Source organism: Polaribacter dokdonensis (assembly GCF_024362345.1).
In the GTDB taxonomy this organism is placed as follows: Bacteria; Bacteroidota; Bacteroidia; order Flavobacteriales; family Flavobacteriaceae; genus Polaribacter; species Polaribacter dokdonensis.
On sequence record NZ_CP101505.1, the window covers coordinates 128848 to 145705 of the forward strand.

Sequence of the window (16858 nt, forward strand, 5' to 3'; positions counted from 1 at the left end):
TTTAATTATGAAAAACATAAAACATATATTCTTAAAAACATTTTTACTTTCTATGATTGTAACTTTCATAGGATGTCAAGAAGATGAATATTCTTTTGGTGAGATAATTGCACCAACTAATATTCAGATTACTGCAGAAATTGTAGGTGCAGATGCTACTAATCCAAATGGAGATGGAAGTGGAGTTGTAAATTTTTCTGCATCAGCAGATAATGCAGTTTCTTACAAATATGCTTACGATGGTGTAGAAGTTGTAGCACTTTCTGGTGAAACTTCTATTAGTTTTAGTGAGTTAGGTTTAAATACTTATACAGTTACTGTTGTTGCAACAGGTACAGCAGGTATTGCTACTTCTAAATCTATAGATGTAGAAGTTTTATCAACCTATGCACCACCAGTAGAATTAAAAACAAAATTATTTGGTTTTGATCCTGCAGATCCTAATGCTGTAACTTCAAGAACTTGGAAAGTTCATGCTGCAAAAGCTAAGCATTTTGGTTTAGGTCCAGTAGCAGGTAGTACTATTGCAGAATGGTATGGAGCAGGTCCAGATGAAAAAGCAGGTGTAGGTATGTACGATGATAGAATTACTTTTTCTTCTGATGGTACTTTTTCATACGTAACTAATGGAACTATTTTTGGTAGAGATCCTTATATCGTAAATGATTTGGGACCTAATGTATCTGGTACTCCAAATGGTGCAGATATAGAAAACTATGCATTTTTAGATTATACAGAAACATATGCGTTAACAGCTCCAGGAGGAACAGAAACCATTAGTATTTCTGGAAACGGATTTATAGGTTATTATACTGGAGGTAGTCATAACTATGAAATTTTTGATAGAGGAACACCAAATGAATTAGTGTTAAGAACTACTGATGGTAATGCAGAGTTCGATTGGTGGTTTATCATCACATTAGAATAATATTTTGAATTAATTAATTGAAAGTTCGAAACCAGTAAAAGAATTTTTTTTGCTGGTTTCATTTTTTAAATTTTAATTTATAGTAATTATTTATCTTCATGAAAACATCTACTAAATTCTTTTTATTATTTCTTGTTTGCTTATTTGTTCTTAACAATAATGCTCAAAATCAAACTAAAGTTTCTATTGTTTCTAATGATTTAGGAATGAAACTTAAAGTCAATGGAGCAGATTTTATGATAAATGGTATGAATTGGGATTATATTCCAATTGGTACTAATTATTCATATAGTTTATGGAGCCAATCAGATGAATTTATTAAAAAAGCATTAGAAAGTGAGATGTCTTTATTAAAAGATATGGGAGTTAATGCAATTCGTGTGTATACAGGAATTCAGCCAAAATGGATTACTTATATCTACAAAAACTATGGTATTTATACTATGTTAAATCATTCTTTTGGCAGATATGGAGTTACCATAAATGAGGTATACAAGCCAGTTACTGATTATAGAGATGAAGCAACTAAAAAACTATTACTAGATGAGGTTTCTAGTTTGGCAAAAGAATATAAAAATACTGAAGGGCTTTTACTCTACCTTTTAGGAAATGAGAATAACTATGGTTTATTCTGGGCAGGTTCAGAAACAGAAGATTTTCCTGATGATGCAGAAATGAAAAAAGCAATGGGTGAAAAAAGAGGACGACCTATGTATCAACTCTTTAATGAGGCTGCATTGTTAATGAAAAAAATAGATGCTAATCATCCTATTGCCATGTGTAATGGAGATGTTTTATTTATAGACATCATTGCAGAAGATTGCAAAGACGTAGATATCTATGGCACAAATATGTATAGAGGTAAATCGTTTGGAGATGCTTTTCAAAAAGTGAAAGACAAATTAAACAAACCAATTCTTTTTACAGAATTTGGTGTAGATGCTTTTAATGCGTTGAATAAAGAAGAAGACCAAAAAATGCAATCTTTCTATTTAACAGAAAATTGGAAAGAAATTTATGCAAATGCTTATGGTTTAGGTAAAACAGCTAATTCTATTGGAGGCTTTACCTTTCAATTTAGTGATGGATGGTGGAAATTAGGGCAAACCATAAATTTAGATGTACATAATGAAGAGGCAAATTGGACGAATAAAGGCTATGATTTAGATACTAAAAACAATAGCAAAAACATGAACGAAGAATGGTTTGGAATTGCAGCAAAAGGTTTTTCTAATGATGAAGGTTTGTATCAATTATACCCAAGAGCAGCTTACTATGTTTTGCAGAGAGTACATCAAATAAATCCTTATGAAAAAGGAATTACAGCAAAGAAAATAGAAAATAAGATTTGTAAAATAAATCAGAAAAAGGCTTTAAAGAAAGGCTTAAAAAATAAAATGCTTTTAGAGAGCAAACAATAATCAACTACTACAATATATATTTATAAAACAGATATGAATACAGATTTAAACCCTCAAGTTAAAGGTGAATTAGTAACCTTAGCCAATGAATCTTATTATAAAATTTCTAATAGTCATACAATGCGTCCTTTTTTTATGACCATTGTTTCAGACTCAAACCATTGGATGTTTATTTCAAGTAATGGTGGTCTTACAGCTGGAAGAAAAAATGCTGAGTATGCGCTTTTTCCTTATTACACAGATGATAAAATTACAGATTTAGCAGAAACAACAGGTTGTAAAAGTATTTTTCATATCACTAAAAATGGAAAGAAAAGCTTATGGGAACCTTTCTCTGAAAGACAGGCAGGTCTTTACAATATCAAAAGAAATATTTACAAAAACATATATGGTAATAAAGTAATCTTTGAAGAAATAAATGAAGATTTAGAGGTTTCTTTTAAATATCAATGGAATTCTAGTGATGAGTTTGGCTTTGTAAGGGAAGCTACGTTTGTAAATCATTCTTCAGGTGATTTAGAAGTTTCGTTATTAGATGGTGTACAAGATGTTATTCCTTATGGAGTAGGTTCAGACATTCAAGGCATAAGAAGTAATTTAGTTGATGCTTACAAAAAATGTGAGCTAGAAGCAGATTCTGGTCTAGGTATTTTTAGTTTAAGTGCTATTATTGTAGATAAGGCAGAACCAAGTGAAGCTTTAAAAGCAAATTTAATTTGGTCTTCAGGTTTAGAAAATCCTAAGCATTTACTATGTTCTCTTCAATTAAATAATTTTAGAAGAGGAATTGAATTAAAAGAAGAAGTTGATGTTAAAGCAGAAAAAGGAGCTTATTTATTAAATGATACAATAACAGTTGCAGCAAATTCAGAGAAATCTTGGTTGTTAGTAGCAAATGTTAATCAAACTGTTTCAGATGTAGTAAAAATATCTGAACTTATTAAAAGTGATAAAAATGTAGTAGATATTTTACAAGAAAGTATTAATACAGGTACAGAAAACCTTATTAAACTTGCTGCAGCTTCTGATGGTTTACAATTGTCTAATGATGCTCTTGTAAATACAAGACACTTTTCGAACACGCTTTTTAATATAATGAGAGGTGGAATTTTTGACGATAATTACACCATAGAAAAAGACGATTTTGTTACTTATTTAACAAAAGCAAATAAGCCTTTAAGCCAATTAAAAGCTGATTTATTGGCTAATTTACCAGAAAAGTTTTCTCTACATCATATTAAAGAATTAGCAGATAAAGATTCTAATAAAGACTTTAAAAGACTTTGTTTAGAATATTTACCATTAAAATTTAGTAGAAGACATGGAGATCCAAGTAGACCTTGGAATCGTTTTTCTATCAATACAAAGAGTGAAATTGATGGCTCTAAAGTACTAGATTATGAAGGGAATTGGAGAGATATTTTTCAGAATTGGGAAGCATTAGCACATTCATATCCTCAATTTATAGAGAGTATGATTCATAAATTTTTGAACGCTACTACTTTTGAAGGTTACAATCCTTACAGAGTTACTAAAGATGGTTTTGATTGGGAAGTGATTGAAGAGAATGATCCTTGGTCTTACATTGGTTATTGGGGAGATCATCAAATCATTTATTTATTAAAGTTTTTAGAGTTTATAGAAAAACATTACCCATCTAAATTGGCATCACTTTTTGACGATGACATTTTTGTGTATGCAAATGTTCCTTATGTAATAAAACCATATAGTGATATTCTTAAAAACCCTAAAGATACTATTGATTTCGATCATAGATTAAATGAAAAAATAGAAGAGAGAAGAGCAGAGATTGGTGCAGATGGTTCTTTAATTAGAGATAAGAATGCACAACCTTATAAAGTAAACTTAATAGAAAAATTACTAGTTACAATTTTAGCCAAAGTATCTAACTTTATACCTGAAGGTGGTATTTGGTTAAATACTCAAAGACCAGAATGGAATGATGCCAATAATGCATTAGTAGGTAATGGAGTGTCTATGGTAACTTTATATTACCTAAGAAGATTCATCCATTTCATTGAAGGTGTTTTAAATAACGCAGAAACAAATGAAGTTCAAATATCAGAAGAAGTAGCTACTTTATTTAACGAAGTTGTTCAGACTTTAAATAGCAATGAAAGCATCTTAAAATCTAGTGTTTCTGATATGGATAGAAAAAGAGTCTTAGATGGCTTAGGAAATCCAGCAAGTGATTACAGAACTAAAGTGTACAAAGAAGGGTTTTCGACTGCAAAATCAACGCTTTCTAAAAATGATTTAGCACATTTCTTAAAAATAACAAATAAGTATTTAGAGCATAGTATTAGAGCTAATAAAAGAAGCGATAATATGTATCATGCCTATAATTTAATGACATTAGAGAATAATAAAGAGGTTTCTATTTCTTATTTATCAGAAATGTTAGAGGGTCAAGTATCTGTGTTAAGTTCAGGTTATTTAACTCCAAAACAAGCTTTAGAATTGTTAGATGGCTTAAAGAATTCAGCTTTGTTTAGAGATGATCAATACAGCTACATTCTTTATCCTAATAAAGATTTACCAAGGTTTACTAAAAAGAATAATATTCCAAATGATAAAGTTTCTAATTCTGAATTGTTACAGACTTTAGTAAAGGATAAGAACTTAGAAATTATAGAACAAGATGCTTTAGGTAATTATCACTTTAATGGTAATTTCAACAATGCAGATAGTTTAAAAGCAGCTTTTGAAGATTTACCAGAAACTTATCAAACTCTAATTGAAAAGGATAAAGAGTACGTTTTAGATGTATTTGAAGAAATTTTTGACCATAAAAGTTTTACAGGTAGATCAGGTACTTTCTTTGGTTATGAAGGTTTAGGTTCTATTTATTGGCATATGGTTTCTAAGTTGTTATTAGCAGTTCAAGAAAATTGTTTATTGGCTATCAACTCTAATGAAGATGAAAAAGTTATTGGTAGATTATTAGATCATTATTATGAAATTAATGCAGGAATTGGTGTGCATAAATCTCCAGATTTATATGGAGCATTTCCTACTGATGCCTATTCTCATACACCAGCAAACAAAGGCGCTCAACAACCAGGAATGACAGGTCAAGTAAAAGAAGATCTGTTAAGCAGATTTGGAGAATTAGGTGTTTTTGTAACAGATGGTAAAATAGTTTTTAAACCAAGATTATTAAAAGAATCAGAATTTTTAACAAGCGCAAACACTTTTGATTATATATCAGTTTCAGATACTAAAGAATCAATTACTGTATACCAAAATCAATTATGTTATACATATTGTCAAGTGCCAATAATTTATACTGTTGCTCAAGAACAAAAAGTTGTAGTTACTTATAATTCAGGTGATGAAAAGGTTTTAAACGAATTGGCCTTAGACAAAGAAATAAGTAATGAGCTATTTAATAGAACAAATAATGTTAAGCATATAGAAGTATTTCTAACAAAGTAATTGCATGAAGAATACGTTTTTTATATCGGTTTTTTGTTTGATATTATTGTCTTTAGCATCATGTAAAAGTGATGTTGATGCAACTAAGGATACTCAAATATATCAACAAAAGAGAGTAAGTGTTACTGCTAAAGATATTTTAGGAAACCCTGATTATTTGGCAATTTCTTATGGTGGTTATAGAACAAAAGATAGAGCTAATCAACCCACAATTCAGCAACTAAAGGAAGATCTTAAATTGCTACATGCTATGGGTATTCGAATTTTAAGAACCTACAATGTTCAACCTCAATTACCACATGCAGCAAATGTTTTAGAAGCTATTCATCAATTAAAAAATGAAGATGAATCTTTTGAGATGTATGTAATGTTAGGTGCTTGGATAGATTGTTTAAATGCTTGGACAGATAAAACTCCAAATCATAATATAGAGAGTGAGCAAAACAAAGGAGAAATAGAAAGAGCAGTTCAATTGGCAAATAAATATCCAGAAATTGTTAAAGTAATTGCTGTAGGAAATGAAGCTATGGTTAATTGGGCAGCTAGTTATTATGTTCAACCCAAGGTTATTCTAAAATGGGTAAATCATTTACAAAAGCTAAAAGAAAATAATAAACTATCTAAAGATTTATGGATTACGTCTTCAGATGATTTTTCTTCTTGGGGGGGAGGAGCTGAAAGCTATAAAACAAAAGAATTAGAAAGCTTAATAAGAGCTGTAGATTACGTTTCTATGCATACTTATCCTTATCATAATACACATTATAATTCAGATTTTTGGACTGTTCCAGAATCAGATAAAGGTTTGACTAAAAAACAAATAGTAGATAAGTCTATGATTCGTGCCTTAGATTTTGCTAAAAACCAATACAAGAATGTTTCTGCTTATGTAAAAAGTATTGATTCTACGAAATCGATTCATATTGGAGAAACTGGTTGGGCTACAATTTCTAACGGACATTATGGCTTTAATGGTTCTAGAGCAACAGATGAGTATAAACAAGGGTTATATTATAAAAGCATGCGTGAATGGACAAACGCAAATAGTATTTCTTGTTTCTATTTTGAAGCTTTTGATGAGCAATGGAAAGATGCAAAAAATGAGAGTGGTTCAGAAAATCATTTTGGTTTATTTACTTTAAAAGGAGAAGCTAAATATCCTATTTGGAATTTAGTAGATAAAGGAATTTTTTCTGATTTAAAAAGAGATGGAAACTCTATAAAAAAGACATACGAAGGTAATTTAGATTCATTGTTAGTAGCAGTGAATTTGCCTAATACTGATTATAAAAAATAGAATGATATGAAAATCTATAGAATAATATTTTACTCATTATTGGTAATTGGTGCTTTAGGGTGCAATACAGGTGCAGATAAATTAAATGTACAAGTTTATGAAACTTCTGCATCTGGTAATAATCTAGTGCAATTAGAGAATTTTTCTAATGAAACTAATGAAAACAGAATTCAGGTAGTATTACAACCAAAACAAACTAAGCAAACAATTACAGGTTTTGGAGGTTCTTTTACAGAGGCTTCAGCCTACTTACTAAACAAGTTAAGCAAGAAAAATAGAGATTCTATTATTGAAGCTTATTTTGGAGAATCAGGTGCTAAGTACTCTTTAACTAGAACACATATGAATTCTTCAGATTTCTCACTTAGTAACTATTCGTATGCTCCTGTAGAAGATGATAAAGAACTAAAGAGCTTTAGTATTCAAGAAGATTTAGATGATATTATTCCAATGATTAAAGATGCCATGAATGTATCTAAAGACGGTTTTAAAATACTTTCTTCTCCTTGGACAGCATCACCTTGGATGAAAGACAACAAAAACTATGTTGGAGGTAAATTGTTACCTGAATATTATGATACTTGGGCTTTATTTTTCTCAAAATACGTAGCAGCTTATAAAAATGAAGGTATAGATATTTGGGGATTTACAGTAGAAAATGAACCTCTAGGAAATGGTAATAATTGGGAAAGTATGCATTACACTCCAGATGAAATGACCAATTTCGTTCAACATCATTTAGGTCCGAAATTAAGACAAGATTATCCTGATGTAAAAATTCTAGGATATGATCAAAACAGAGAACATTTAAATGAATGGGTAGACTCACAATATAAAAACGAAGAAACTTCTTCTTATTTTGATGGAACAGCCATTCATTGGTATGCTAGTACTTATCACTTTTATCCAGAAGAGTTACAGTATGCTCATAAAAAAGCACCAAATAAATATTTAATACAATCAGAGGCTTGTGTAGATTCAGAAATTCCAAAATGGAAAGACGATGCTTGGTATTGGAAAAAAGAAGCTACAGATTGGGGTTGGGATTGGGCTCCTGAAAAAGACAAACCTATGCATCCTAAATATGCTCCAGTTAATAGATATGCAAGAGATATTATTGGTTGTTTAAATAATTATGTTGATGGTTGGATTGATTGGAACATGGTTTTAAACAAACAAGGAGGTCCTAATTGGTTTAAAAATTGGTGTGTTGCACCAGTTATTGTTGATGAAAATTCAGATGAAATCTACTTTACACCTCTTTATTATGTAATGTCTCATTTCTCAAGGTTTATTAGACCAGAAGCTAAAATATTCGATGTTAATCATTCAGATAAAGATTTGATGATTACAGCAGCAGAAAACATAGATGGCTCAATAGCTGTTGTTGTTTTTAATGAAAAAGAAATTGCGAAAAAAATTAATCTAACACTTAATGATAAGAGTGTTACTATAGATATCAAAGGGCAAGCGTTACAAACGATTGTTATTTCAAAACCATAAATATATAAATTATGTCTAGTCAATCTGCACAATTAAGTAAAAGCAAAGTTCCAATGGGTCAAAAGATTGCATTTGGAATTGGTATGTTCGCTAATCAAATGTTTCCTGCAATTCTAGGAATTTTTATGGTAATACTGGTAGAAGACTTAAAATTTACTGGTTTAATGTGGGCTATGATTTATCTATTCCCAAGATTATTTGATGCTATAACAGACCCAATAATGGGTTTTATTTCTGATAATACAAAGTCAAAATGGGGTAGAAGAAGACAGTATGTTTTAATTGGCGGAATTATTATGGGGATTTCCTATATTTTTATGTGGCAATTATTCAAAGAAAATACTGTACAATATAATTTCTGGTACTTTTTTCTTTGGTCTGTAGTATTTTATTTAGGACTTACCTTCTTTAGTGTACCTTATGTGGCTATGGGTTATGAAATGAGTGATGATTTTCACGAAAGAACAAGTATAATGGCCATTGCACAATGGATTGGACAATGGGCTTGGGTAATTGCACCTTGGTTTTGGGTTTTCATGTATGATCCTGATTGGTTTCCATCAGCAGAAGTTGCAGTTAGAGAATTAGCAGTTTGGGTTGCTATACCTTGTGCAATTTGTGCAATTGTACCTGCTATTTTTATAAAAAGTGAATCTACTTTAGACAAAGATTATGAACCTCTAAATTTTTCTAATATAGGAGGTAGTTTAATGAAAATATTACAAAGTTTTGTAGAGGCATTTAAGATTAAAGAATTTAGAAAATTATGTGGTGCTACTTTTTTTATATATAATGCATTTATGGCAGTTTCATCGCTTACTTTTTTTGTAATTGTTTATAAATTATTTAACGGTAATGCAGGTGATTCTGGTATTTGGGTTTCTTTATTCGGTTGTCTTGGAGCTTTAGGAACTACATTTTTAGTAATTCCTATAATTACTAAAATGTCTAAAATATTTGGTAAGAAAAAAGCTTTTTTAATTGCACAAGGAATTTCGATATTTGGTTATGTATTACTTTACTTTTTATTTGTGCCAGGTAAACCTTGGTTATATATAATTGCGCTACCTTTTTTCTCTTTTGGAATTGGAAGTTTATTCACAATTATGATGTCTATGACAGCTGATATCATAGATGTTGATGAATTAAATACTGGTTTAAGAAGAGAAGGTATATTTGGAGCTATTTATTGGTGGATGGTAAAAGTAGGGTTTGCTATTGCAGGTGCTTTTAGTGGTCTAATAATTTGGCTAGTAGGTTTTAATTCAGAATTACCAACAACAGATCAAGTAGGAGCAGTAGAAGGCTTGCATATATTCTTTTGTGTATTGCCTGTATTAGGAACTTTGGTTGCTATGTACATTATGAAAGATTATGGTATAGATGAAGAAAAAGCCAATGATATAAGAGCGCAATTAGAGGCTAGAAAAGCTAAGATTGAAGCATAAAAACACTAAGTAATAAACATAAAAAAAAACGAGTCAAAGGCTCGTTTTTTTTATGGAAAAAGAATAGAAATAATTACTCTTCGTTCTTTTTAATATTATCTAAATACTCTTGGAAACGTTTTCCATATTCAGATTCTTTAATTCTTGGAGTTAGAGAAGCATTTACAGTGTCTAACATCTTTAAACTAGCATCATACATTTCTGTTAAAGCTATATATGGAGCGACTTCAAAATCAGAATTAGTAATTGCAAAGTTAGTAGTATATAAAACTCTTCTTTTTACTAATCTGTTATAATCTCTTTCTAATTTTTCAATTAGTTCTTTATCATCTGCTCTTTTAGCATCAAAATCTTTTTTAATGAATTCTAAACGCTCAGTTTGAAATCTACTTCTTACTTTATTAAACTGGTCTAATACTTCTTGATTTTTAGAACCAGAAATTTCTGGATACAAACCAAACTCATCTACATTATCATTAATTGTAATAGTTCCTTGTTCACCAAAAAATAGAATTCGTTTATCAGTAGTATTTCCATCAAAAGTTAAATAATATAAGACAGGCGAATTTACATCATCTGTTAATTTAAAGGTATCAGAACCATTTAAAGCAACAGAATCTACAGATACTAAAACTGTGTCTTGCATTTTCTGTAAATAAAGCTTTCCTTTCTTTAAACCTTTTATTTGACCTTGTACAATCATGTTTCCATCTTTTTTAGATGAACATGAGTATAATAAGATTGCTACTACTAAAACCGCTAAAATTCTTTTCATTTGTATCTTAAATTTACGATTGCAAATATGCTTAATTTTTTATAAAGTTGATGATAATTCCATTAAAATAGTACAGGCAATTGCACCAATTGTACCAATTGCATAACCAAATACAGCCAGTAATACACCAACAGTTGCTAAAGATGGATGAAATGCTTGTGCAACTATAGGAGCAGAGGCTGCACCACCAACATTTGCTTGGCTACCTACAGCTAAAAAGAAATAAGGAGCTCTTATGATTTTTGCAACTATAATTAATAGTAAAGCATGTATTGTCATCCATACCAATCCAATAACCATTAATCCAGGGTTTTCTAAAGCCTGATTTAAATCCATTTTCATACCAATAGTTGCTACCAAAATGTAAATAAAAATACTACCTAATTTACTGGCACCTGCACCTTCGTAGTTTTTAGCTTTTGTATATGATAAAATAATTGCAACAATTGTAGATACACTAATCAACCAAAAGAAACTAGAACCCAAGAAAGAGAATACATTTCTCCAAGTTTGAGATTCGATAGAGGCTACAAAGTTAGCAAAGAACTCTGCTAAATATTTGGAACAAAAATGGCCAAAACCAACAGTACCAAAACCAATGGCTAGCATTATCATAAAATCTGTTAATGAAGGGTTTCTTTTCACTTTTTCAGAAAAATGAATTACTTTTTGTTTAAGGTCTTCAATAGCAGAAGTATCTGCTTTTAACCATTTATCAATTTTATCTTTTTTACCAATTCCTATCAATAAAATAGCCATCCAAACATTGGCAACTACAATATCAACAATTACCATTCCTCCATATTTAGAAGGGTTGTATTGGTAAATTTCTAGCATAGCAGTTTGATTTGCTCCACCACCAATCCAACTTCCAGCTAAGGTTGATAAACCCCTCCAAACTGCATCAAAATCTGCACCTCCAACAGTTTCTGGGGAAAATAAAGAGATTAATAATATTGCAATAGGTCCACCAATTATAATTCCTACAGTTCCAGTAAAGAACATAATTAATGCTTTAGATCCTAAATTAAATATTGCTTTTAAATCTATACTTAAAGTCATTAAAACCAGAGCTGCTGGTAATAAAAATCTACTAGCAACATAATATAATTGAGATTTATTTTTCACCATTTCACCAACTTCATTTTCAGTTTCCCATTCAGGAGCTATTACTCTAAAAGTTGTAAATAAAGCAGGAATAAAATAGGCCATAAATAAACCAGGAACAATTTTATAGAATTTAGGCCAAAACCCTGTTTTAATATTTTCTGTGTAAAAAACAAAACCTAAGGATAGCAATAAAATACCAAAAACGATGGCGTCATTTTTAAAAATTGGTTCTATCATTTTTTATTTTTAAGATGATTTGTATTTAAAATAATTCCCACTTGTAATCTGTGAAAACCATTATCAGGAAACTTTTGATAAAAGTAACCCAATTTAATTTTTAGGTTATTATTCAGTTGATGTAAAAAGCCAGCACCTGTCCAATTTTGCACAAATCTTTTTGATTTATCTATGTTCAAAAAGATTTCATTGAACGCATATACAGACCAGTTATTAGTAATTGGATAGTTGGCATTTAAATCGTAACGAAGCCAATGGCTAGCAGTGGCATTAAAGAAGCGATGCTCAAAGCGTAAACGATGTCTTAATTTTAAATCTTTCAATTTTCCACTAATATTAATATCTTCATACAGCCTATGTTCTTCTATATTTGTAGAGGGTATTTTGAACTCAGTATCTGTATTTACATAGCTATAACCAACAGTAAAATTTACTTTAGGAGAAATGGTATAGTTTACACCTAACCTATATATTTCTTGCTGAAATTCACTTAAAATCTTATAGTACCTGTAATGGGCCATAGTTTTAATTGCAAATTTATCTGCTATTTTATGAGAACCATTATACATATACCAAGCACCTAATTGTTGATCAGCATTCTGCGCCTTTGTTGTTGTAAAATAGAAAACAAAGACGCAGAAAAATAGACTTTTTTTTATCATACTAATGAGCAGAAAAGATTTTGGTGTCTTTAAAAGGAGAGATATTTATATTTTCTACAGATTTTTTATATGCAATCCAATCGTTATTAAAGAACGTGTTCGTTTCAGCAACTGCTTTTTTAAATTCTTCTATAAATTGATTCATAAGCACAGTTTCAGTAGAAGTTTGTTCGCCAAATCTAGATCTTATATATCTACTTGCTTGCCCAAATCTTTGATTTACAGTAATTTCTGGATTTCTGGTAATACCTTGTCTTTTATCTATAGTTCCTAAGTATAAAGCAATTAAGCCATCAATTTTTTTATCAATTTCTTTAGAAGCTTTTATTTCATCTTTATATTTTGTTTTATCTTCTTTAGTTAATTTTGATTTTATTGATGAAGTTGCATTTTTACTTTCTACCAATTGTTTTACAATAGCAGCAATTTTTGCTTGATAACTTTCTAGCTCTTTACTTGCCTTGTATTTTTGATTAATTGCTTCATTAGAAATTTCTAATCTAGGATCGTAAGCTACAATAATATCTTGCTCAGAAGTTTCATTACCATAAGTCATTCTTAATTTATAAACTCCTGGCTTTACAGTAACTCCTCCTGGTTCTCTTGTTGATTTTCGAATTCTTCTAGAAGCTCTTGCAACACCTTTTTCACGCATATACCAGGTTGTTTTGTGTATACCTGATTTTTTTGGAGCCTTAAATTTTAATGTTCTAATTTTTGTTAATCCATTAAATACTTCAAGTGTAATAGAGTCTTTCTTTACTTTATCTTCGTTGTTTGTTTTTTCTTTTTTATCTGTAGTAGATTTTTTCTCATCTACTTTAACATAATAAGAAATAATAGCACCACCATTTCTGTTTTCTCCTTGATACATTGCGTCTGCACCAAATCTGCTTCCTGTTGGTTGTTGACTAGCACTTTGATAGGCAACTGGAGGTGAAAATAACTGAATATCTTTATCAGTTTTATTATTACCAGCCATAGCTCTTAATGGTTTTATATCATCTAAAACCCATGCAGCTCTACCAAAAGTACCAATTATTAAATCGTGCTCTCTTGGATGTATTACTAAATCTTTTACAGGAACTGTAGGAAATCCATTGGTCCATTTTGTCCATTTATCACCTGCATTTAATGATACATATAAACCATCATCTGTACCTAAGAATAAAAGATTTTCATTTTCAGGATCTTCTACAATACAAAGTGTATAGCTTTGTACGTCATTTTCATCAACAATTCTTTCCCAAGTTTTACCATAGTTTTTAGTTCTGTATGCATATGGTGTATAATTAAAACGTCTGTAATCATTAGCTACTAATAATGCTTCACCTTTATGTTTGTTTGATGCTTTAATTTGGGTAATCCAACTAAACTCAGGTAAACCTTTTATGTTTTTAGCAACATTTGTCCAATTAGCTCCTCCGTCTTTTGTTATATGCACTTGGCCATCATCTGTAGCTGCCCAAAGCACATCTTTTTCAAGCGATGTTGGCTCAATAACTAAAATAGTACAATGATTTTCTGCACCTGTAGCATCCATAGTTAAACCACCACTTTCAGATTGCTTTAATTTTTCTGGATTGTTGGTTGATAAATCAGGAGAAATTACTTCCCAAGTCAAACCTTTATCAGTTGATTTATGCACAAACTGACTACCAAAGTACAGAGTATTGTTATCAAAAGGATCCATATTAATAGCTGCATTCCAATTGAAACGTAATTTGATATTCGCGTCTTTATGTGTTGGTTTTACAGAATAATTGTTACCTGTAATATGATCATATCTTACTACAGACCCTTGCTGACTCATAGACCATCCATATCTAGAATCGTCTTTATCTGGTACCACATCAAAACCATCACCAAAAGAAATTTCTTGCCAATAAGAATTTCTAATTCCTTGTGCTTTCCAAACATAGGCTGGCCCTCTCCAAGAACCATTGTCTTGCATACCTCCATAAACGTTGTATGGAAACTCATTATCTACATTAATATGATAAAATTGAGCAACAGGAATATTACCAATAAATCTCCATGATTTTCCACCATCTTTGGTAATGTTTAATCCACCATCATTACCATCTATCATGAATTTACCATTGTTTGGATGAATCCACCAAGCATGATGATCTGGGTGTACACCATTATCTACACCATAAGCAGGCATTAATTGTTTAAAGTTTTTACCTCCATCATTAGATACATTTACATAAGTAAAAACACTATAAACTCTATTTTCGTTTTGAGGGTCTACATAAATTTCTGAGTAATAGAAAGGTCTGTTTCCTATACCTGGTTTATCATTTATTTTTTTCCATTTAAAACCACCATCTTCACTTTTATACAGTGCATTTTTTTTAGCTTCTACTAAAGCATAAATTACTTCTGGATTATTTGGAGCAACAGCAACACCAATTCTACCCAATTCTCCTTTTGGGAAACCTTCTTTCTCAGTAATCTTTTTCCAATTGTCTCCTCCATCATGAGTAATATATAATCCAGAGCCTTCTCCTCCAGATTTAAAAAACCAAGGATCACGTTTGTGCTCCCACATTGCAGCTATAATTTTATTCGGATTTTTAGGATCCATAATTAAATCTGCTGCACCAGTTTTTTCATTATTATATAATATTTGTTTCCATGTTTTACCTCCATCTATGGTTTTATACACTCCACGTTCTTTGTGCTCTCCCCAAGGAGAACCAATTGCACCAACATAAACAATGTCTGGATTTGTTGGATGTATAATTACTCTATGAATATGTCTTGTTTTTTCTAATCCCATAGCTTGCCAAGTCTTACCAGCATCTAAGGATTTGTAAATTCCAAAACCACCATTTAAACTATTTCTTGGGTTTCCTTCTCCTGTACCTGCCCAAATAACACTCGGGTTAGATTGCTGAATAACAATTGCACCAATGGAAGCAGTTAACTCGTTTTCAAAAATAGGCTCCCACTTAATTCCACCTGAAGTAGATTTCCAGATTCCTCCAGATGCTGTACCTACATACATAATTTCTGGATTAGATTCTACGACATCTATTGATGTTACACGACCTGACATACCTCCTGGACCTATATTTCTTGGTTTCATATTTTTAACCAAATCCATAGAGAATTCTTGTGAAAAGAGTAGAGTAGTAGCACTCAAAAGTAAAAGTGTAAGTAATTTTTTCATTAGGAATAGTTTGTTGAATTTATTGAATTTGGAACAAGATACAAAATAGAAAACGCTCAATAAAAATTGAGCGTTTAATTTAACAATTGAATTTGTTAGAGAATTTATTTTTGCTGAAAATTACAAATGTGAAAGTTTAACTTAAATTACAATTTATTTAACCTGCTATTTAATGATTATTAAATTTTTGTTTTAGAAAATTAACACAAGTATCATTTAGTTTTGGTGCTTACTAATTAAAAAAAGACAAATTGCTATGAAAAAATTATTACTTATTACTTTTTGTTTTTGCACCATTTTAGTTGTGCAAAGTCAAGAGAAAGAATTGAAAAAGGAAATTGAATTCGGAATTGCTGGGGGTTGGATGTGTTTACATTTACAACACTATCAGGTATCGTTACTGGAAATACTATTGAAAACCGTTTAGAGATTAGCGAACCAAGTACTAGTTATGTTAATATTTTTGCAGAAAAGAGTCTTTCAGAAAAGTTTGGAATTAGAACTGAAATTATTTATGCTATGGGTGGAGGAGAATCAAATACACTCGAAATTCCTATAATATTTAAATATAAACCTTTAAAAAATTTGAACTTTTATTCTGGATTACAAGCAAATTTTCTGTTAGTTAGAAAAAATAGCGTTAGTAATAAAGCTGGTTTTGGTTTTAATGTTGGAGCTGAGTATCATTTGGGAAATCATTTTTTTGTAGATACAAGATATGTACATAAATTTTCTCAACTCAAAAGTAGTTTTAGAGTAGACAAGGCAATTAATAGTGTAAGACTAGGAATAGGTTATAAATTCTAAAATAATTTAAGCTCTTAAGTATTTTTAAGA

The 16858-nt window shown here is 30.5% G+C and carries 11 protein-coding genes; 7 read left to right on the forward strand and 4 right to left on the reverse strand.

The features are described from left to right. Positions 1-7: 7 nt before the first annotated feature. From LPB302_RS00520 to LPB302_RS00545, 6 genes are all read left to right on the forward strand, one after another. Positions 8-928, forward strand: coding sequence for a hypothetical protein (locus LPB302_RS00520; RefSeq protein ID WP_053974403.1), 921 nt, complete (start codon positions 8-10; stop codon positions 926-928). Between the two features lie 98 nt (positions 929-1026). Further along, the gene (locus LPB302_RS00525) at positions 1027-2349 is read left to right on the forward strand and encodes a glycoside hydrolase family 2 TIM barrel-domain containing protein (protein WP_053974404.1); all 1323 of its coding nucleotides are present in this window, start codon (positions 1027-1029) and stop codon (positions 2347-2349) included. A gap of 33 nt (positions 2350-2382) precedes the next feature. Next, positions 2383-5808, forward strand: coding sequence for a 1,3-beta-D-glucan phosphorylase, GH149 family (locus LPB302_RS00530; protein WP_053974405.1), 3426 nt, complete (start codon positions 2383-2385; stop codon positions 5806-5808). Between the two features lie 4 nt (positions 5809-5812). Continuing rightward, positions 5813-7105 (forward strand): glycosyl hydrolase family 17 protein, encoded by a 1293-nt coding sequence (locus LPB302_RS00535; protein WP_053974406.1) that lies wholly within the window; start codon positions 5813-5815, stop codon positions 7103-7105. Positions 7106-7111: 6 nt separating this feature from the next. Beyond that, positions 7112-8608, forward strand: a complete 1497-nt coding sequence (locus tag LPB302_RS00540) for a glycoside hydrolase family 30 protein (protein ID WP_053974407.1) — start codon at positions 7112-7114, stop codon at positions 8606-8608. Between the two features lie 11 nt (positions 8609-8619). Then, the gene (locus tag LPB302_RS00545) at positions 8620-10056 is read left to right on the forward strand and encodes an MFS transporter (protein ID WP_053974408.1); all 1437 of its coding nucleotides are present in this window, start codon (positions 8620-8622) and stop codon (positions 10054-10056) included. 73 nt (positions 10057-10129) lie between these two features. On the opposite strand, the gene LPB302_RS00550 is transcribed toward LPB302_RS00545, so the two are convergent. From LPB302_RS00550 to LPB302_RS00565, 4 genes are read right to left on the reverse strand one after another with little or no spacing between them, the layout of a single operon-like run. Further along, positions 10130-10831 (reverse strand): DUF4369 domain-containing protein, encoded by a 702-nt coding sequence (locus tag LPB302_RS00550; protein WP_053974409.1) that lies wholly within the window; start codon positions 10829-10831, stop codon positions 10130-10132. 39 nt (positions 10832-10870) lie between these two features. Continuing rightward, a complete protein-coding gene (locus LPB302_RS00555; protein ID WP_176966487.1) occupies positions 10871-12178 on the reverse strand; it encodes a DUF819 family protein in 1308 nt (435 codons plus the stop codon). Then, on the reverse strand, positions 12175-12840 hold the full coding sequence (locus tag LPB302_RS00560) for a DUF2490 domain-containing protein (RefSeq protein ID WP_053974410.1): 666 nt from the start codon (positions 12838-12840) through the stop codon (positions 12175-12177). Before LPB302_RS00560 ends, LPB302_RS00555 begins: the two co-directional genes overlap by 4 nt. A 1-nt stretch (position 12841) precedes the next feature. Beyond that, positions 12842-16021, reverse strand: coding sequence for a WD40/YVTN/BNR-like repeat-containing protein (locus tag LPB302_RS00565; protein WP_053974411.1), 3180 nt, complete (start codon positions 16019-16021; stop codon positions 12842-12844). Between the two features lie 366 nt (positions 16022-16387). Between LPB302_RS00565 and LPB302_RS00570 the strand changes: the two genes are divergently transcribed. After that, a complete protein-coding gene (locus LPB302_RS00570) occupies positions 16388-16828 on the forward strand; it encodes an outer membrane beta-barrel protein (RefSeq protein ID WP_197273158.1) in 441 nt (146 codons plus the stop codon). The last annotated feature ends 30 nt before the right edge of the window (positions 16829-16858 follow it).

What these genes read in the sequence shown, in the direction of transcription:
- LPB302_RS00525 (WP_053974404.1), top strand. Translation starts at nt 1,027, where the DNA reads ATGAAAACATCTACTAAATTCTTTTTATTATTTCTTGTTTGCTTATTT.
- LPB302_RS00560 (WP_053974410.1), bottom strand. Translation starts at nt 12,840, where the DNA reads ATGATAAAAAAAAGTCTATTTTTCTGCGTCTTTGTTTTCTATTTTACA.
- LPB302_RS00535 (WP_053974406.1), top strand. Translation starts at nt 5,813, where the DNA reads ATGAAGAATACGTTTTTTATATCGGTTTTTTGTTTGATATTATTGTCT.
- LPB302_RS00530 (WP_053974405.1), top strand. Translation starts at nt 2,383, where the DNA reads ATGAATACAGATTTAAACCCTCAAGTTAAAGGTGAATTAGTAACCTTA.
- LPB302_RS00565 (WP_053974411.1), bottom strand. Translation starts at nt 16,021, where the DNA reads ATGAAAAAATTACTTACACTTTTACTTTTGAGTGCTACTACTCTACTC.
- LPB302_RS00545 (WP_053974408.1), top strand. Translation starts at nt 8,620, where the DNA reads ATGTCTAGTCAATCTGCACAATTAAGTAAAAGCAAAGTTCCAATGGGT.
- LPB302_RS00550 (WP_053974409.1), bottom strand. Translation starts at nt 10,831, where the DNA reads ATGAAAAGAATTTTAGCGGTTTTAGTAGTAGCAATCTTATTATACTCA.
- LPB302_RS00540 (WP_053974407.1), top strand. Translation starts at nt 7,112, where the DNA reads ATGAAAATCTATAGAATAATATTTTACTCATTATTGGTAATTGGTGCT.
- LPB302_RS00555 (WP_176966487.1), bottom strand. Translation starts at nt 12,178, where the DNA reads ATGATAGAACCAATTTTTAAAAATGACGCCATCGTTTTTGGTATTTTA.
- LPB302_RS00520 (WP_053974403.1), top strand. Translation starts at nt 8, where the DNA reads ATGAAAAACATAAAACATATATTCTTAAAAACATTTTTACTTTCTATG.